The organism is Embleya sp. AB8, assembly GCF_049739465.1.
Classification (GTDB): domain Bacteria; phylum Actinomycetota; class Actinomycetes; order Streptomycetales; family Streptomycetaceae; genus Embleya.
Window position 1 is genome coordinate 263,503 of the sequence record NZ_JBMHHY010000009.1, and the last position, 18,866, is coordinate 282,368.

The following is an 18,866-nucleotide window of genomic DNA, read 5'->3' on the forward strand; positions in this document are numbered from 1 at the left end:
GGATCAGTCGCGGTGGTGCGGGGGTTCGTCGAGCAGGCCGAGCGTGAGTGCGTCCTGGAGCGGTTCGGCGACGCTGCAGGTGCCGTACGAGGTCAGGTAGCCGCGTAGGCGGGTGCGCTCGGGCAGGGTCAGCTCGTGTGCCATCCGGGTGAGTTCGGCGCTGTCCCGGATGGCCAACAGGTCGGCGAGCGCGTTTGGTTCGGCGCCGGCGACGGCGTGGTGGGTGGCGAGCATCAGGTTGAGGTAACCGTGGTGCTCGAAACCCGTGGTCGGGTCGGTGTGCCGCACGGCGTTGTGCAGCCCGGCCGTGACCTTGAACGGCAGTTCGCGGAGCCGGCACCCGTGCACGAACGCGGCCAGTTCGGCCTCGTTCGGGAACGCGTGCGCGGTGGTTCCGCCGGTGCGGAACTTGGGCCGCCCGTACGTGCCGGCGAGATCGTCCAGGTCCGCGTCGAGGCCCGCGCCGTTGCGGACCTCGACGTAGCCCGCCGTCGGCTCCGTCAGGTGTTCGTGCAGCACCGCGACCGCTTTGCCGATCTCGCCGTCGCCGGCGACCTCGATGCCCGCCAGGAGCAACCCGGGGGTGTCCAGGATGGTGCGGACGGCGGGCCCCACCGTGCTCGGCCCGCCCGGTGCCACCAGCACGACCCGCAGCGGGTCGGCGCCGTCGGCCAGTGGGGGCAGTTCGGGCAGGTGTGCCACGCCGACCAGGAAGTAGCGGACGAACCCGGCGAACCACTCGGTGCGGTAGAGCCGGTGCGCGGGCACCGCCTCGGCCATCGGCGCGTTGCCGGGCGGGAACAGCGCCGCGTCGTCCCACAGTCCGGTGAACAACGAGTGGTGCAGGGCCTGGGGGGCGTCGACGTCCGAGGTCATGTCCGCGGCGCCTTCCCGGCCCAGGTCCACGCGTAGCCCGGGTCCTCGCTCGCGAGCCCGCCCTCGCCCACGCCCAGCGGGCGGAAGGTGTCCACCATGACCGCGAGTTCGTCGAAGAACTCGATGCCGATGCTGCGCTCGTAGGCGCCGGGCTGCGGGCCGTGCGCGTGCCCGCCCGGGTGCAGCGAGATCGACCCCTGGCCGATCCCGGAGCCCTTGCGGGCCTCGTAGTTTCCGCCGCAGTAGAACATGACCTCGTCCGAGTCCACGTTGGAGTGGTAGTACGGCACCGGGATCGACAGCGGGTGGTAATCCACCTTGCGCGGCACGAAGTTGCAGATCACGAAGCCGTTGCCCTCGAACACCTGGTGTGCGGGCGGCGGTTGGTGGATCCGGCCGGTGATCGGCTCGAAGTCGGAGATGTTGAACACGTACGGGTACAGGCACCCGTCCCAGCCGACCACGTCGAACGGGTGGGTGGGGTAGACGTATCGGGTGCCCGCGATCTCGCCGCCCAGGCCGCGGTGCTTGACCAGCACCTCGACGTCGGTGCCCTCGGCGAGCAGCGGCCGGACCGGTCCGCACAGGTCCCGCTCGCAATACGGCGCGTGCTCCAGGAGCTGGCCGAAGCGGGACAGGTAGCGCTTGGCGGGCGTGATGTGCGAGTTGGCCTCGATGCAGTACGCGCGCAGCGGCTCGTCGGTGCCGGGGACCCACCGGTGGGTGGTGGCGCGCGGCAGGATCACATAGTCCCCGGCGCCCACGGTGAGCGCGCCGAACACGGTCTCCACCGTGCCGGAGCCGGACTCGATGTAGACACACTCGTCGCCGAGCGCGTTGCGGTAGAGCGGGGAGGGGCTGCCGGCGACGACGTAGGAGATCCGTACGTCGGCGTTGCCCAGCACCAGCCGGCGGCCGGTGACCGCGTCCACGGCCTTCCACTCGTGGTCCGCGAACAGCTCGTGCAGCTTGAGGTGGCGCGGCTTGAGCGGGTGGTTGGCGGTGATGCTCTGGTCCGGCACCTCCCACACGCTCGCGTCCGCGATGGCCGACGGGATCGCCCGGTGGTAGAGCAGCGAGGAGTCGGAGGTGAAGCCCTCCTCGCCCATCAGCTCCTCGTAGTACAGGCCGCCGTCGGGGCGGCGGTGCTGGGTGTGCCGCTTGGGCGGCACCTCGCCCACACTGCGGTAGTACGCCATGACTGCCCGACTCCTCCGTCCGCTCCCCGCGCCCCTGCAGCCGTCCTGCTTCGACCTACAGGTTGCCGCGGCGCTCCTGCTCGCGCTCGATCGCCTCGAACAACGCCTTGAAGTTCCCCTTGCCGAAACCCAGCGAACCATGCCGCTCGATCAGCTCGAAGAAGACGGTGGGTCGGTCCTGGACCGGCTTGGTGAAGATCTGCAGCAGGTAGCCGTCCTCGTCGCGGTCGACCAGGATCTTCAGCTCGCGCAACGTCTCGACCGGCACCCGGGTCTCGCCGGCCCACTCGCCGAGCGTGTCGTAGTAGCTGTCCGGGGTGGACAGGAACTCGACGCCCATCTCCGCCATCGCCCGCACGGAGGCGACGATGTCGCCGGTGGCCAGCGCGATGTGCTGCACGCCGGGGCCGCCGTAGAACTCGAGGTATTCGTCGATCTGCGACTTCTTGCGGCTGACCGCGGGCTCGTTGAGCGGGAACTTGACCCGGTGGTTGCCGCTGGTGACCACCTTGGACATGAGCGCGGAGTATTCGGTGGCGATGTCGTCGCCGACGAACTCCTTCATGTTGGTGAAGCCCATGACGCGGTTGTAGAAGGAGACCCACTCGTCCATGTGGCCGAGCTCGACGTTGCCCACGCAGTGGTCGATGGCCTGGAAGTAGCGCTTGGGGTGGCCGGCCGGCTTGCCGCGGAACAGCGGCTCGGCGGTGACGAAGCCGGGCAGGAACGGGCCCTGGTACGCCGAGCGGTCCACCAGGGTGTGCCGGGTCTCGCCGTAGGTGGCCAGCTGCGCGCTGCGCACCGTGCCGTGCTCGTCGCTCTCGTCGTGCGGCTCGACCAGGATGGTCGCGCCGTTCTCCCGGGCGAAGGCGATCGCCTTGTCGACGTCGGGGACCTCGATGGCGATGTCGGTGACGCCGTCACCGTGCGCGACGATCGAGGCGCCGACCTCGGTGCCGGTGTGGACCTCGCCGGTGATCCGGAAGCGGGCCTTGCCGGACACCAGGATGTATTCGGCGACGTCGCGCGAGCCGGTCTCGGGTCCGCGATAGGCGACGCAGGTCATCCCGAACGCGGTCGAGTAGTAGTGCGCGGCCTGCTTGGCGTTGCCGACGTAGAAGCGGACGTGGTCGACCGCGATGACCGGGAAGGGGTCGTTCGCCGGGTCGTGTTCGACGGCGCCGACGAGGGCGTCGGTGTCCTCAAGGGTGGTGAAGGTGCTCATGACGACGATCCCCTCGGAAAGGAACGGATGCGGGAAGTACACTTCCGAATGCAACATCTGACAACATCAAACCTGGGAGCTGTACAAACTGCCTAGCCGAGAGGGCCATATGCGGGACGATCTGCAGGATTCGCGCATCACGCTCGACGAACTGGACGTACGTCTCATCCGGGCCGGCCGGCAGCACCCGCGCGCCGGCATGTTGGAGTTGTCCCGGGTGATCGGGGTGTCCCGGGCCACCGTCCAGGCCCGCCTGGAGCGGATGGAGGCGGCGGGGGTGATCACCGGCTACGGCCCGGAGGTCGACCTGGTCGCCGCCGGATACCCGGTCCTGGCCTTCGTCACACTGGAGATCGCCCAGGGCGGCCTGGCCGGCGTCGCCACCGCACTGGCCGCCGTCCCCCAGGTGCTGGAGGCCTACGGCACCACCGGCATCGCCGACGTGCACTGCCGCATCGCCGCCACGTCCAACCAGGACCTGCAACAGATCCTGATCGACATCAACCGCATCCCCGAGGTGGTCCGCTCCACCAGCGTCATCGTCCTGTCCGAGGTGGTCCCGATGCGCACCCTCCCACTGCTCGAAGCCGCCGAACGCCGCCGCCCGAGCCGGGTCCCGGCACTGCGGGAGGGTGGGGCATAGGGGCGGGCGCGTTCGGGGCTCAACCCGAGCGCCCCCGGGCGGCGTTGAGGGTCTCCACGGCGCCGGCGGCGTCGCCGATGGTGGCGTAGTCGACTGCCACGAAGTTCACTGGTCTGCCGCGTTGGGTCTCGCAGGTGCGGGCTCGGTCGAGGATGTATTGGCGGGCGTTGACCTTGCCCGCGTCCAGTCGGCTGCCGCCCAGGTTGGTGATGAAGTGGTTGAGCAGGAACAGCCGCTTGTCGGTGCCGCCGCGGTTGGGTACGCAGGACATCTCGGCGGGGGAGGTGAACGCGAACGGGGTCTCCATGCCGTACTCGTAGAAGTTGCGGTACCACGGTGCCGGGCCGCTGCCTCGTTCGGCGAACACCACCAGGCGTTTGTCGTCGCGGACCAGGTCGCCCAGCTTGGGCCACTTTGCGGTCGGATCCGGGGACGGGGTGTAGAGCAGTCGTTCGATGCCCGCCTCGTGGAACGCCTGTTCGGTCTGTTCGCCGGTGATCTCGTTCTGCAGGATCAGGGTGACCACCTCACCCGGGTTGGCGTCCAGCCAGGCGCCGATCCGGTGCAGCGTCGGGGCCAGCGGGAGGGCGCCCGCGCGGCACAGCGCGTGGCACAACCACAGGCCCGGGCGTGGCGGGTTGGCCAGGTCGATCAGCCGGACGATCTCGGCCTGCATGTCCGGCGCGAAGCCGGAGAGGCTGAGCCGGGGTTGCACCTGGTCGGGCTGCTCCCAGGTGTAGGTGTCCAGGAGCAGGCCGCGGGCGCCCGCGTTGAGTTGGGCGATGATGTCCGGATCCTGGAGCGGGCCGATGAAGCGGTCGGCGGTGGTCGCCATCGCGTTGTGCGTGGCGAGGTAGGCGACCTCGTCGTAGCGGCGATCGCACAGCTCGATCGAGCCCAGGCACAGCCGCTCCTCGCTCTTGCCCGCCGCGACCGGGACCACGGTCGCGCCCAGGACCAGGGTGGCGATCGCGAGTGTGGCCACGGTGGCGGCGAGTGCGATCCGGTGGCGTGGGGGCAGGTCGAGCGCGCGGCGTGCGGCGGCTCGACGCCAGGTCCAGGCGCCCGCGACGAGGACCAGGCCGAGGGCGAGCGGGACGAGCGCGACGAACAGGCCGACGCCGGTCAGCGACGAGATCGCGGCGTGCTGGACGTCGCCGATCAGGGCGTTCACCGAATGCGGCCAGGTGGGGGAGGGTTTGGCCAATACCCGCGGGAGCCGGACGCGGGTGAGCAGGACCAGGGCGCCCGCCAGTACGCCGCCGAGGGCGAGCGACCAGCCGATCGCGGGCACCCGACGGGACCACGACTTCGGGCCGGTGAAGCACAGGACGAGCAGGGCCGCGATGCCGAGCACGGTGGCGAGGGTCTGGATCGGACCCAGGGCCAACCTGGTGAAGCCGCGCGCGGTCGAGATGCTGCTCAGGTTCAGGCCGGCGTGGCGCAGGTCCGGCAGGACGTCCCATTGCCCGTCGTCGGTAAGACCGGCCAGGTCGGCGCCCGCCGAACCGGCGTTGCCGCCCAGTACGTACGGGCCGACCACGGCGAGCGCGCCGGCGATGTCGCCGGTGGCCAGCGCGGCGGTGACCTGGACCCGCACGCCGGGGCGGGCCTGGGCCGGGACCACCGCGACCAGGGCGTCCGTGGTGGCGGCGACGCTCGGGGCGTCGAGCGGGAAGACGGGGAAGTCGGCCGGCCGCCGCCCGGCGGCCAACTCGTCGAGGGTCGATTCGAGGCCGGCCCGAAACGCGGCGAAGTCCGCCGACGGGCGGCCCTGCACGTTGGCGACCAGGTCCCCGAGGTACAACTCGGCCAGCCCACCGACGTTGGTCAGCACCGGCCGCAGATCCACGACCAACCGCAACTCGTCCCGCTCACCGCGCAGATACCCGATCGTCCCGGCGATCTGCTCGTCCACCATCCCGCGCAGCGTCGCGGGCGGCAGCACGGTCTTGAGATTGGCGGTCACCACGGACGACGGCACCGGAATCCGGGCCAGCAGATCCCGGGTCACCTGCGCGGCGGCCGGATCCACCAAAACCTCGTCGTACATCCGGCTGTAGGTGTGTTCGTCGTCGAGCGCCGCCTGATAGAAGGCCCGATTCAACACGGTGCTGCGAGCGGTGCCGGCCGCGCTCAACACGACGACGGCGAACACGAGAACCACGCAGGCGACAACGCGCAACACCAACACCCGACGACCGACCACCATCCCCCGACGGTCGCCCCCGAAAGCACCCGGCAAACACGCGGCGGCGGACTGGGGTCGCAGTTGGCCGGCGCGTGTGGGGGTTGGCCGGGGTCGTCGGCGGCACCGGCCTGCGGCCTGCTTGGCCTCACGCGCCGGCCGGGCTGGGGTTGTGCTTGGCCGGCGCGTGTGGCGGACCGCCCGGGTCGGCCGGACCGGCCTGCGGCCCGCCTGTCCTCAAGCGCCGGACCGGCTACTTGGCCTCAAACGCCGGCCGGGCTGGATGTACGGCTCGACCGGCGCGCGTGACCTCAAGCTCCGGCCGGGCTGGGGTCACCCTTGACCGGGTGTGTGACGGCGGCCCGGGTCGGCGGGGCCGGCCTGCGGCCCGCTCGGCCTCAAACGCCGGCCGGGCTGGAGGTGTGGCTCGGCACGATGCTCAGGGGCGCGTCTGGTCTCTTTGCCTGCTCGGCTCCGGAGCCCGAATCGCCGACCGAGCCGAGTTCAGCCCACTCGGCTCCGCAGCGCCAAACGCCGACCGGGCACACATCCAGCCCGGCCGGCGTTTGAGGCCGAGTAGCCCGTCCGGCGCTTGAGGACAGGCGGGCCGCAGGCCGGCACCGCCGACCCTGGCCGCATCCACACGCAACGGCCAAGTGTGACCCCAGCTCGGCCGGCGCGTGAGGCCGAGCGGGCCGCAGGCCGGCACCGCCGACCCGGCCGACCGCCGCACGCGCCGGCCAAGCACAACACCAGCCCGGCCGGCGCGTGAGGCCACGGCGCGCCCGTCGCCTACACGGAACCCCCGTGCTCCCACAGCCGTACCACCGCGTTCGCGACCGACCGGACCGTCCCCGCGTCCATGTGTGACCACAGCGGCAGCGTCAGCACCCGTGCCGACACGTCGTCCGTGATCGGCAGCGGCCGAGCCGCCAGATGGGCGTACGCCTTCTGCCGGTGCACCGGCGGGTGGAAGTACCGTCGCGAGTCGATCCCCTCCGCCTGCAACGCCCGGGCCAGCGTCGGCACATCCATCCCGAACGCCGCCGGATCCACGATCAGCGTCAGGTCCTTCCAGGTCGACACATCGCCCGCCGCCAGCGCGGGCAACCGCAGGCCCGGCACGTCCCGGATCGCCGACGCGAACACCTCGACCAGCGCCGCACGGGTGCGGACCCGCTCCGGCAGCCCCCGCAACGACACCAGCGCGAGCGCCGCGTGCAGTTCGGACATCCGCGCGTTCAACCCCGGGAACACGCAGTCGTAGTCACCCGGATTGCCATAGCCGCGCCCCAACCGGCAGGCCCGCGCCAGCTCCTCGTCCCGGGTCGCGATCAATCCGCCCTCGCCCGCCACGACCACCTTCGTCGGGCTCAGCGAGAACACCTCCGCCACCCCGAATCCGCCGATCGGCGTACCGGCCCGCCGGCTGCCCAACGCGTGCGCCGCGTCGTAGACGAGCGGCACGTCCGCGTCCGCCGCGACCTTGGCCAACTCCTCGACCCGGCAGGGAGTTCCGTACACATGGGTGGCCATCAACGCGGATGCCCCCGACTCGGCCAGGAGTTCGGCCGCGTCGCCCGGATCCAGCGTCAGCGAATCCGGGTCCACCTCGGCGAACACCGGTGTGGCCCCGGCCCAATGCGCCGCATGCGCGGTGGCCGAGAAGGTGAACCCGGGCATCGCCACCGACCCGCTCACCCCCAGCGCCTGCAGCACCAGCATCAGCCCGCTCGTACAGTTCGACACCGCCACCACATGCGGCACGCCCAACTGCGCCGCCGCCGCCTCCTCCAACTCGCGCACCGTGGACCCGTCGGTCAACTGACCGCTCGTCAGGATCGTGTCCAGTCGCCGGGCCAACTCCTCCCGCTCGGGCACCCGCACGCGCGTCAGCGGCAGGCCCTCCGCGAACATCGGGTCCCCACCGAGCACCGCCGGCTTGCCGGTCATCGCCATATCCCATCCCCCCTGGACTCCCCGGGACTCCCCGGATCGATCGAACCCGACTTCCCCACCCCGGAATCGGCCGCGCGGGACGTCGCGCCGCGCCCCATCACCCGCCGCCGGGGACCTCCCACACCCTCGTCCTCGGTGCGATCCGGCTTCGACACCGCCAACAACACCAGGACGAACGGGAACACCTGGACCCGTTCCCGGGTGAGGATGCCGAAGTTGCGGATGTTCGCGAACGCGAGCGCGAACACCAGCGTGTAGACGATCACGAAGGCCACGTAGGGTCTTCGGATCAGCAGCCCGGGAATACGTTTCAATCGGGGCAGCGCGACCACGAACAGCCCCATCAACACGACGCCTTCGAACGACGCCACGAGCGCCTGGATGTTGTGCGCCTCGAACGGGAACGGCCGGAACAACACCGTCACCAACGACTGGGGCAACGCGGCCGGCGAGATGGACAACGCCGCCGAGTCGTCCACCACCTGGGCCGAACCACCCTGCGCGGTCTGCGTCTGCGTCTTGGCGATCACCTGATTCGCCTGCGCCGCGCCGATCCCCGGCGTCCCGAAGAAGTTGCCCACCTGCTGGAGCGCGAGCACACAGCCCACGCCCAATACCAGGATCCCGAACGCCGCCCGCAACGGGCCCAGCGCGGACGCCTGTTGCGGCCGATTGCGGAGCAGGTAGCCCACGCACAACCCGCACAGGAGCAGCACCGTCACATGCGGGCGCACCATCGTGGTGCCCACCGCCCCCAGGATCAGGAACGTGAAGGCCCCACGCCTGCGCACCAGAAGCAGCGCCACGCCGTAGGCGGACAGGCCGAGGGTGAACATCATCCAGGTGTCCTTGCCGATCCCCGACGGCCAGAACAGCAGCGACGGCAGGAAGAACAGCAGCTTGCCGTAGCGCCGCCGATCGCCGTCCGGATAGGCCACGTTGAACGCGCGCCAGAACAGATACAGGCCCCAGAACCCCAGCCAGGAGTAGACCAGATAGCCCGCCAGCAACGACTGGCCGACGATCGCGTAGACGATCCCGGTGACGATCATGATGAACCCGGTGCCGATCACCTTGCGCCCGATGTCCACGGTGAAGTCGCCGTCCCGGAAGTGCGGCGCGATGGTACGCCCGACCAGGTCGTAGGTGGCCGCGTCGGCGCGCCCCTCGTACAGCACGAACGACATCCAGTAGCGGGCGAAGCAGGCCAGCAGCTTGGCCACCAGCGCGCCGATCACCAACCGCCGTACCCACGGCGGCTCGTCGCGGGAGAACCGGGACAACAGCGGCACGCTGATGGTCAGCAGCAGCGGGAAGACGATCAGCGCGCCCCAGATGTCGTACGGGCGATGCTCCATCGCCCACGCGAACGCCGAGACGTAGACGCCTACCGCGGCGAGCGCGAGCAGCGAACCCCACGGCAGTCGCGGTGGCGGCACCCACCGGTGGAACGACGCAAGTCGGGACGGCAACGAAACTCCTTGCAGGGACGGCGAACCGGCGCGACGTCGGGCGGCGGTGCGCGTGGGAGCCGGCTGCGGCCGGTCCGGCGGCTGCCCGCCGCGGGGCTAGAAGACCTCCAAGTCCCCCAGGGAGAGTTGCCACGAGCGCAGGTCGTGGACGTCGATCGGCTGCGGGTGCCCGGTCCGCGCGACCAGCAACATGCCGGTGCGCGGCGGCGTGGCGTATCCCGCGTAGCGGGCCGCCCGGGCCGCCTCCGAGCCGCGGGCCAGATGGGTGGCCACGTGATCGCACCCGGACATGGCCACCCCGGAGAACAACTTGCGGGCGGTGTCCCGGTCGCCGGGGCGAACCACCATCTGGGACAGCGTGTACTCGACCAGCGGGCCGCGCAGCCGCGGTCGGCCGAACACCACACCGGTCAACTCGCCGTTCTTGTACGAGGCCACCACCCGGTAGTCCAAACCGGGCGCGTCCCCGTAGCGCCAGCGCAGGAAGTCACCGGTGAGCGCGGTACGCAGCTTGTCGTGCCCGATCGCCGCGTCGCCCGCGTCCGCCTCGGCGACCAACTCGTCGAAGCCCACCGCCGCCTTGGCGTCGGAGAAGAACTGTCGGGCCGTCGGGAAGCGGCAACGGGCGCCCGGATCCACCGAGTTCCAGGTCTGCGAGGCGCCGGTCAGATCGCCGGTGGCGCGCAACTCCTTGAGCCCGCGCGCGAAGGCGAGCGGCCGGATCGGGTGCAGCGAGATCGGTACCTTGCCGACCTCCTGCCAGCCCATCCGCAGATAGCCCGGCAGGCTGTTCCCATTGGGGGTGTTGAACACCAGCGAGGTGTCCGCCTCGATCCGGGCCAGCAGATCGGTGGTCAACCGGCGGAACAGGCCGCGGCCCTGGTAGTCCGGATGGGTGGCGGTGTCCACCGCGCGGACCGCCCGGATCACCTCGCCGCCCAGCACGAACTCCCAGCGCAGGAACAGCCGTACCGCGACCACCCGACCGGCCGCCTCGGCGATCAGCCCCGGACTGGCACCGAACGGGTTGTCCCGATGTTTCCAGCGGAAGAACTCCGAGGTGCGTTCCCCGGTCGGCCCACCCGACAGCGCCGCACCGAGCAGGGCCGGCACCCGCGGTTCGTCGTGCTCGCCCAACTCCCGGACGGTGAAAGGGGAATTCTCGACCTGTTGCCCGCTCACCGCGATCCCTCCAACACCCTCGCGTACACGTCCTCGATCCGCCGCTGCGCGCCCGCGACGTCGAACTCGTCCGAGCGCTTGTGCGCCGCCTCCCCGCAGGCCCGCCGACGCGCCGGGTCCTCGGCGAACGCGAGCAACGCGGCGGCGAACGCCGCCGGATCACCCGCCGGCACCACCGTGCCCTCGATCCCGTCCGTGACGATCTCCGGCATCCCGCCCACGGCGGTCACCACCGACGCCAAACCGACCGTCATCGCCTCCATCAACGACACCGGCAACCCCTCCTGCCGGGAACTGAGCGCGAACACGTCCAACGCCGGCAGCAGCGCCGGCACATCGCCGCGCGAACCGGCGAACACCACCGAACCCTTGAGGTCGGCCCGGCTCGCCCGCTCGCGCAGCGTCGCCTCCAGCGGTCCCGAGCCGATCAGCACGAGCACCGCGCCCGGATCCCGAGCCCGGACCAGCGCGTGCGCGTCGAGCAGGCCCAACTGGTCCTTCTTCGGAGTGAAGTTGGCCACCGTGCCGACGGTGAACGCCTCCTGGTCCAGGTGCAACGCCTGCCGGGCCCGCTCGCGCGCGCCGGGCCCGGTGTACGCGTCGCCCAGGTCCGGGCCGTGGTGGATCACCGTCGGCACCACCCCGCGCCGCAGCCGGGTGCGGTCGATGCTCTCGGCCACCGCCGCGGAGACCGCGATCACCGCGGCGTTGCGCCGATACGTCCACGCGTTGGCGAGCCGGGTGGGGCGCCGATAGCGCGGCCACATGTTGTGCTCGGTGTGCACGAGCGGCACCCGGCCCGCGAGCACGCGCGCGGCCACCGCGGGCACCGGCATGTGTGTGTGGATCAGCCCGTAGCGGCGCGCCCGCAGCAGCGCGCGCAGCCGCACCGGCCAGGCCCGGCCGCCGCCCAGGCAGTGCACCTCGATGCCCAGCTCACGCAGGGTCGGCACCAGCGCGTCCTTCCACGGCAGTACGTAGGCGACCTCGACCTCGTAGCGTTCCTCGTCCAGGTGCCGCGCGCAGTTGACCAGCAACTGCTCGGCGCCACCGCGACCGAGGCCCTTGGCGAGCCACAGGACGCGGACGCGTTCACCCATCAGCGTTCCTCCGACCCGAGTTCGACGGCGGACCACGTGTCCAAGTGCGGTCCCGGATGCGCGCCGTCGCCGGCGCCGTTGCGCAGCGCCCGCTCGGCGGCGGACTCCACCCGAAAGCCCGCTCCGGACGTTTCCCCGCTCGCGGCGGGCGGATCGGCGCGGTGCCCGCCGGCCTCGGCATCGGCCGACTTCGGCGCGGCCTCGGTGAGTTCGCCGCGTTTGGCCCAACTGGGCGCGGCCCGCTCGGTGTCCTGGGCCGGCTCCGGCGTCGAGCCGGCGCCGCGTCCGCGCAGCACCAGCCCCGCGGACGAACCCATACGACCCACCGGTCCGCTACGCGGGCCGCGCTTGAGCCCACCGCCCATCGACCGGGTCGCATCCACCCCGAGCAGCGTGACCCCGGCGATCGGTACCCCGGTCCGGGTCAACAGCTCGCCCACCCGGGACGCCTGATCGGCCGTCAGGTTCCCGCTCCGGGCCACCACGAGCATCGCGTCCGCGTGCTGCACCAGGTCGTTGGTGTCGTTCGCGTAGAGCAGCGGCGCGCTGTCCACCAGTACCACGTCCGCGTGATGGCGGGCCCGCTGGACCACCTCGCCGGCCCGCAGGAGCAACGCGGCCGGATAGGCGGCCGGGGCGCCGGCCGTGATCAGCCGAACATTGGGGATGTTCGTCCCGCGCACCACGTCGCCGAGGTCGATCTCCTGTTCGGCGAGCAACACCTCCGACATGCCCTTGCCGGGCTTGGCGCCCAGGTAGAGGTGGGTGGCCGGGTTGCGGAAGTCGCAGTCCAGGACCAGCACCGAACGACCCGCCTCGGCCAGCGCCGCGGCCAGGTTGGCCACCGTGCTGGTGCGCCCGTCACCCGGTCGCGGCGACACCACCAGGATCACCGGCGCCGGATCGCCGACCCGCCGCGCCGGCATCGTGGTGCCGCGACTGTGCCGCGGATCGGTGCCGCCGAGCCGGTAGGCGAGCCCGGGCGGCCCGGACAGCAGCAGCGCCGAACGCAGCGTGCGATACGCCTCCGCCACCGGGCTCTCCGGGCGACCCGCGACCAGCACCGCGTGTCCCGCCCGCTGCCGCCGGGTCGCCCTGGGCACCTCGGCGATCACCGGGAGCCCGAACGCGTCCTCCAACCGGATCCGGCCGCGCAACCGCACGTCCATCCGGTCCACCATCAGCGCCGCGATCAACCCGAGCGCGAGCCCCAGCGCCGCCGCGAGGCCGATCCGCAACGGCCGCGACGTGGGCGCCAGGATGCTCGTGGTGGAGTTCGGCGTGCTCTTGAGGCCGTCCATCACCTCGATCTTCGGGTCGTTCAGCGGATTGAGCAGATCCTGCTGCTGACCCACCAGCGTGGTGTACTGCCCGCGCTTCGCGTCGAACTCGGCCTGCTGGGTGGCCTTCTTGGTGACGATGCGATCCAGGATGTCGAGGTCGTTCCTGAGCTTGTCCAACTGGGCGGTCATGCCGTCCGCCCGACCCTGGCGGGTGCGGCGCTGCGAATCGGCGAACGCGGACACCGTCTCCTGCGCCCAGGCGGTGGCCAGATCCTCGGCCGTCCTGCGGGAGGGCGACTTGGCCGAGATGGCCACCAGGCCCAGATTCGGGTTCAGTTGTGAGGTGACCTTGGCCGCCAGCACGGCCGGATCCGGATTGTTCAGCCGCTTGGCCACCCGGCGGGCCACCTCGCCGCCGTCGGTCATCAGCTGTACGGGCGCAAGATTGAAGTCCTTCGCCGAGTTGGCCGCGGGCAGCACATTGACCGAACTGGTCCACTGATTGCCCGTGCCCTTGGGGTCCGATGGGGTCAGCACCAGGCCGGCCAGCAGGCCGATCGCCAGACACGCCAGCACCAGCGGCCAACGGCGCTGGAGTACGGAGAAGTAGCTAGAGGTTTCCACCGGTCCCCCTCCGGTTCGAGTTCCCGTCCCGCGAGCGGACCGCGAGGCAGGCCAAACGTAGAGCAAACGCGATGCCGATCGGGCCCGGGACGGTGCCGGAAGTGTGGAGATTCCGTCGAGATCCGACCCGAGGTGGTTGCGCGCCGCTCACCGCACCGAACCCGACGACGCGTCACGGCCGGCTCGGGGGTCGAGGGCTCGGGCATAGAACGCGACCATCCGGTCGCACACACTGTCGATCGTGTACTCCTCGCCGAAACGTCGATACGCCGCCTCCGCGCGCATCGCGGTCTTCTCCCGCTCCGTCAGGGCCGCGACCAGCGCCGTCGCCAGCGCCTCGGGCGCGTTCGGCGGCACCAGCGCCGCGCAGTCGCCGGAGCCGGTGATCTCGCGCACCGGCGGCAGATCGCTGGTGACGATCGGCGTCCCGACCCCCATCGCCTCGATCAGTACGCTGCCCAGCCCCTCCCAGCGCGAGGGCAACACGAACACATCGGCCGCGCCCATCAGATCGGGCACGTCGTCCCGATGTCCCAGAAACCGCACGGGTTCGCGCACACCCGGGGACTCCTGCGCCAGCCGCGCCGCCGACTCGCGCAACAGTTCGGTCTGCCCACCCGGCGGACCGGCCAGCAGCAGTACCGCGTCCGGGAGTTCGCGGCGGACCCGGGCGAACGCGGTGAGCAGTACGTCCAGCCCCTTCTGGTACTCCTGCCGGGCGGCGGTGAGCAGGACCGGGACATCCTCGGCCAACCCGAGCGCGCCGCGCGTCGCCGCGCGCCGATCCCGGGCGGTGGCCAGCAGTTCGCCATCGCGGCCCCGCGGCACCACCTCGATCCGCGCCCGGCGCACCCCGAGCCGGCGGGCCATCACATTTGCCACATGGTCGGTGAGCGCGTGGAACCGGCGTACGCCACGCGCGCTGGCCGCGTCCAGGCCCTGCGCGGCGCGCAACTTCCACGGCCGAATCCCCGGCTGGGCCCGCATCTCCGCGCCATACGCGGTGTTGACCAGGCTGGAAACCACCGGAACACCGGTCACCAGGGCGGCGATCCGCCCGGCGACATCCGCCTCGTAGAGCGTGGTGTGCACCAGATCCGGCCGCCGATCCCGGATCAGCCGGGCCAGCCCGTGTGTCGAACCGGCCCGCGAACCCCGATGCACGCCGAACAAGGTCGCGCCCGCGGCGGCCAACTCCGGTTGAAACCCGTCCAGATCCAGGAGATACGCGATATCGAGCGTGATCCCTCGCCGAATCAGCTGCGGGGCCATCGCCACCGCCGCCCGCTCCGCCCCACCGACCCGGTCCACGCTGTCGATCACCTGGAGCACGTGCACTGCATCACCTCTGCCATCCCCCCGCCGGCAATCCCACCAGCCACCCCGCCGACCGCACCCGAAGCCGCCGACGCCGGGGCGCCCCCACCCCGCACGGCTGAGCATGTCATCGATACGCCCCCGGCGGGGCGGGATTCGTGACAACCTGTCACCTCATGGGAGCACCGACGGACCGGCGTGCGGTCCTGCACGTCGTCACCGACCCCCGACGCCGAGGCTCACAGGCCTTCGCGCACGATCTGGACGCGGCCCTGCGCGATCGTGGGCGCGCCTCGTCGATCGTCGCGCTGGCGGGCTCCGGCGAGATGGACATCCCGCTGCTCGGGCCGGGCCGGCTGCATCCGAGCACGCTGCGCGCGCTGCGCCGACGCGCGTCGGGCGCGGGCGTGGTGATCGCGCACGGCTCGACCACCCTGGACGCGTGCGGGATCGCCCTCGCGGGCACCCGGACACCATTCGTCTACGTCAACATCGGCGATCCCCGGCACTGGGCCCGGGACCCGCTGCGCCGGGCCCGGGTGGGCCTGCTGCTGCGCCGGTCGGCGGCGATCGCCTCGGTGTCCCCGACGGGTCGGCAGATCCTCCTGGACACCTACCGGTTGGCGCCGGCGCGGGTGCGGGCCATCCCCAACGGGCGGCGCCCGGAACGATTTCCCCCGCCGGACGCGACCGATCGGGCCAAGGCGCGCGCCGAGTTGGGGTTGCCGGTGGACGCCACGGTGCTGATCGTGGTCGGCGCGCTGGCCGTGGAGAAGCGGGTGGCGCTGGCCATCGAGGCGTTCGCGCTGCTCGCCGCCGGTGCCGGCGCCGGCTCCGGCTCCGGCTCCGGCGAGATGGCCGAACTCCCGCCGTGTCACCTGCTGGTGGCCGGCGAGGGCCCGGAACGGGCCGCCCTGGAATCGCTCGCCGAGCGGCGCGCGCCGGGCCGGATCACCTTCACCGGCAATCTCGCCGACCTGGGCCCGGTCTATCGCGCGGGCGACGTGCTGGTGTTGTCCAGTACCAGTGAGGGGGTGCCCGGCGTGCTGGTCGAGGCGGGACTGACCGCGATCCCGGCCGCCGCGACCGATGTCGGCTTCGTCCGCGACGTGGTCGTGGACGGGGTCACCGGAGCCCTCGCCGAAGTCGGTCCGGGCCCCGGCGACCCGGCGCCCCTGGTCGCCGCGATCCGCCGGGTGTTGGCCGATCGCGATGCGATGGGGCAGGCGGCCAGGGCCCGTTGCCTGGAACGGCACACGATGGAGACCGTCGTGGACGCGTGGACGGCGCTGCTCGACGAGCAGTGTCGATGAGGTCCGGACGCCAACGGCCGGGCTGACAAAGGGCGGGAGGACCGACCTCCCGTGCGGCCGAATGCGACTCGTGGGGATGTCGCATGTGCCAAGGTTGTTCTCGAACCAGGGAGGGGGAGTCCGTGGGGGAGTATGTGGGGGGTGCCGTCGGCATGCCCGGCGACGGCAGTAGCAACGGCCTGAGCCGCGCGGGCGGCGTCGACCGGGCGAGCCGGCACGCCCGGCCGGGCGGCGTCGACGAACCCGCCGATCACCGAACACACGTCAACGGAGCGCCCCTTGCGGGCCACGGGGGAGCGACCACGCCGACCATCGACAGTCGCACCGGCACCGGACGACCCGCAGCGCCCACGGCGGGCGTCGGCAACGGCACGGGCCGGATCGCCGCGGCCCAGGCACCCGACCCCGAGATCAAGGGACCACCACCGGAACTCAGGTTCAAGCGCCGCACCAGCCTGCTGCGCGGCATGCGCGAGTTGTGGCACTCCCGCGAACTGGTCCGCACCCTGGCCGAACGCGACCTCAAGGCCCGCTACAAACAAGCCGTTCTCGGCTTTGCCTGGGCGATCATCACCCCCGTCCTGCTGATGCTGGTCTTCACCATCGTCTTCCAGCGGGTGGGCAACCTCAGCGACGCCGCGCACAAGTACCACGTGCCCTACCCGCTGTTCAGCTATCTCGGCCTGCTGCCATGGACGTTCTTCATGTCCTCGGTCACCCAGGGCTCGTCCTCGCTGGTGTCCAACGGGCCGCTGCTGAACAAGGTCTACTGCCCGCGCGAGGTCTTCCCGTTCGCCACGGTGATCGTGGCCACCGTGGACATGCTGATCGCCTCCACCGTGCTGGTCGTGCTCTTCGCCGCCTACACCACGCCGCCCGCCGCGACCAGTTGGGCGTTGCCGATCCTGCTGCTGATCCAATTCGAGGTCACCCTGGGTGTGGTGCTCGTGTTGTCCGCGGCGGTGGTCTACTTCCGCGACATCAGACACGTGCTCCCGCTGCTGATGCAGATGGGCATGTTCGCCACCCCGGTCGCCTACGGCATGGACCAGATCACCCGGGACTGGCTGCTGCCGTACGTGATCTGCAACCCGCTGGCCGCGGTGATCGACGGCTACCGGCGTTCGATCCTCTACGGACAACAACCCGACTGGGAACTCACCGGCGCCGCCGCCGGATCGGCCACGGTGTTGCTGATCGTCGGATACAAGGTCTTCAAGAAGCTCGAGGCGGGGATCGCCGATGTCGCCTAGCCCGATGCCGGCCGGCCCGACCGTGCTCAAGGAAGCGCCGGGCAAGCCGGGCCTGTTGCCGCCGGGCACCATCCGGGCCGAGCAACTGTGGAAACGATTTCGCGCGGACAGCCGGCGGATGTTGCTGCGGGACAACCTGGGCCGGATCGTGCGCAAGGTCACCGGCCGCGATCAGGGCGACTGGCGCTGGGCGTTGCGCGACATCGACCTGCACATCGACCCCGGCGAGGCGGTCGGCCTGATCGGCTCCAACGGATCGGGCAAGTCGACGCTGCTCAAGATGCTCACCGGAGTGATGTACCCGTATGCCGGCCGGCTTCAGGTACGCGGCCGGGTCGGCGCCCTGATCGAGGTCCGGGCGGGCATCCACCCGGACCTGACCGGCCGTGAGAACGCGTTCCTGTACGGCTCGTTGCTCGGCCTCAAACGGGCCGAGGTGGCCAAACGCTTCGACGACATCGTGGACTTCGCCGAACTGGGCACCGCGATCGACCGACAGGTCAAGTGGTACAGCTCCGGCATGCAGATGCGCCTGGGCTTCGCGGTCGCCGCGTTCCTGGAACCGGATGTGCTCCTGGTCGACGAGGTACTCGCGGTCGGCGACGCGCTGTTCCAGCAGAAGTGCCTGGACCGGATGCGGGTGGTGCTCGAACAGGGCACCACACTCGTCCTGGTCTCGCACGACCTCGCCTCGGTGGAATCGATCTGCACGCGCGGTATCTGGCTGGAGCAGGGCGAGATCCGCACCGACGGCCCGATCCGGCAGGCCCTGCGCGGCTATCGGGACAGCGTCGAGGAGGAGACCGAGGCCCGCACCCGCACCGACGAGGCGATCCGCACCACGTTCGTGGACGTGCGCGGCGTGGATACCGCCGGGCCGACCACGAACCGGTCCATGGTGGTCGAGGCCGACTTCGCGGGCGACTACCGCGGCCCGGCCACGGTGCACATCGGGGTCACCGAGGGCACCGCGAGCCCGGTCTTCACCACCCGCCGCGACGTGCGATTCGCCGCGTCGGGCAACCGGGTCAAGTGCACCCTGGACCGACTGCCGTTGCCGCGCGGACGCTACGCGTTGTGGATCGGGGTGTACGACCCGGACGGACATCCGTTGACCACCTGGCATCCGGCCAAACAATTCGACGTGGCCGGGCCCGAGTTGGACACCCCGCCGCGCGCGGTCGTGCTGGCCGCGCCGGTATACGTCGACCACACCTGGGAGGGGTGAACGG

The 18,866-nt window shown here is 71.3% G+C and carries 14 protein-coding genes; 4 read left to right on the forward strand and 10 right to left on the reverse strand.

The features are described from left to right. Positions 1-3: 3 nt before the first annotated feature. Genes ABIA38_RS15575 through hppD form a run of 3 tightly spaced genes read right to left on the reverse strand, consistent with a single transcriptional unit; the run spans position 4 to position 3,300 of the window. Positions 4-876, reverse strand: a complete 873-nt coding sequence (locus ABIA38_RS15575) for a hypothetical protein (protein ID WP_424639213.1) — start codon at positions 874-876, stop codon at positions 4-6. Then, on the reverse strand, positions 873-2,075 hold the full coding sequence (locus ABIA38_RS15580; RefSeq protein ID WP_424639214.1) for a homogentisate 1,2-dioxygenase: 1,203 nt from the start codon (positions 2,073-2,075) through the stop codon (positions 873-875). The genes ABIA38_RS15575 and ABIA38_RS15580 overlap by 4 nt, the downstream gene beginning before the upstream one ends. A 55-nt stretch (positions 2,076-2,130) precedes the next feature. Next, entirely contained in the window at positions 2,131-3,300 is a 1,170-nt protein-coding gene (gene hppD / locus ABIA38_RS15585; protein ID WP_424639215.1) for a 4-hydroxyphenylpyruvate dioxygenase, read from the reverse strand. Positions 3,301-3,409: 109 nt separating this feature from the next. Between hppD and ABIA38_RS15590 the strand changes: the two genes are divergently transcribed. Further along, positions 3,410-3,943, forward strand: coding sequence for an Lrp/AsnC family transcriptional regulator (locus ABIA38_RS15590; protein ID WP_424639216.1), 534 nt, complete (start codon positions 3,410-3,412; stop codon positions 3,941-3,943). 19 nt (positions 3,944-3,962) lie between these two features. On the opposite strand, the gene ABIA38_RS15595 is transcribed toward ABIA38_RS15590, so the two are convergent. The 7 genes from ABIA38_RS15595 to ABIA38_RS15625 form a co-directional block, all read right to left on the reverse strand. After that, the gene (locus ABIA38_RS15595) at positions 3,963-6,155 is read right to left on the reverse strand and encodes a hypothetical protein (RefSeq protein ID WP_424639217.1); all 2,193 of its coding nucleotides are present in this window, start codon (positions 6,153-6,155) and stop codon (positions 3,963-3,965) included. Between the two features lie 768 nt (positions 6,156-6,923). Then, positions 6,924-8,084, reverse strand: coding sequence for a DegT/DnrJ/EryC1/StrS family aminotransferase (locus tag ABIA38_RS15600; protein ID WP_424639218.1), 1,161 nt, complete (start codon positions 8,082-8,084; stop codon positions 6,924-6,926). Next, complete coding sequence (locus ABIA38_RS15605; protein WP_424639219.1) at positions 8,081-9,562, reverse strand: hypothetical protein; 1,482 nt, start codon at positions 9,560-9,562, stop codon at positions 8,081-8,083. Before ABIA38_RS15605 ends, ABIA38_RS15600 begins: the two co-directional genes overlap by 4 nt. A gap of 96 nt (positions 9,563-9,658) precedes the next feature. Beyond that, on the reverse strand, positions 9,659-10,744 hold the full coding sequence (locus tag ABIA38_RS15610) for a GNAT family N-acetyltransferase (RefSeq protein ID WP_424639220.1): 1,086 nt from the start codon (positions 10,742-10,744) through the stop codon (positions 9,659-9,661). Further along, positions 10,741-11,844: a glycosyltransferase gene (locus ABIA38_RS15615; protein ID WP_424639221.1), complete on the reverse strand. Its 1,104-nt coding sequence runs from the start codon at positions 11,842-11,844 to the stop codon at positions 10,741-10,743. Before ABIA38_RS15615 ends, ABIA38_RS15610 begins: the two co-directional genes overlap by 4 nt. Next, positions 11,844-13,751, reverse strand: a complete 1,908-nt coding sequence (locus ABIA38_RS15620; RefSeq protein WP_424639222.1) for an AAA family ATPase — start codon at positions 13,749-13,751, stop codon at positions 11,844-11,846. Before ABIA38_RS15620 ends, ABIA38_RS15615 begins: the two co-directional genes overlap by 1 nt. Before the next feature lie 147 nt (positions 13,752-13,898). Beyond that, on the reverse strand, positions 13,899-15,089 hold the full coding sequence (locus tag ABIA38_RS15625; RefSeq protein ID WP_424639223.1) for a glycosyltransferase: 1,191 nt from the start codon (positions 15,087-15,089) through the stop codon (positions 13,899-13,901). Positions 15,090-15,244: 155 nt separating this feature from the next. Between ABIA38_RS15625 and ABIA38_RS15630 the strand changes: the two genes are divergently transcribed. The 3 genes from ABIA38_RS15630 to ABIA38_RS15640 all read left to right on the forward strand — a co-directional run bounded on the left by ABIA38_RS15630 (position 15,245) and on the right by ABIA38_RS15640 (position 18,862). Then, positions 15,245-16,381 (forward strand): glycosyltransferase family 4 protein, encoded by a 1,137-nt coding sequence (locus ABIA38_RS15630; RefSeq protein ID WP_424639224.1) that lies wholly within the window; start codon positions 15,245-15,247, stop codon positions 16,379-16,381. A 122-nt stretch (positions 16,382-16,503) separates the two neighbouring features. Continuing rightward, entirely contained in the window at positions 16,504-17,634 is a 1,131-nt protein-coding gene (locus ABIA38_RS15635) for an ABC transporter permease (protein ID WP_424639225.1), read from the forward strand. Beyond that, the gene (locus ABIA38_RS15640; protein ID WP_424639226.1) at positions 17,624-18,862 is read left to right on the forward strand and encodes an ABC transporter ATP-binding protein; all 1,239 of its coding nucleotides are present in this window, start codon (positions 17,624-17,626) and stop codon (positions 18,860-18,862) included. Before ABIA38_RS15635 ends, ABIA38_RS15640 begins: the two co-directional genes overlap by 11 nt. Positions 18,863-18,866 lie beyond the last annotated feature (4 nt).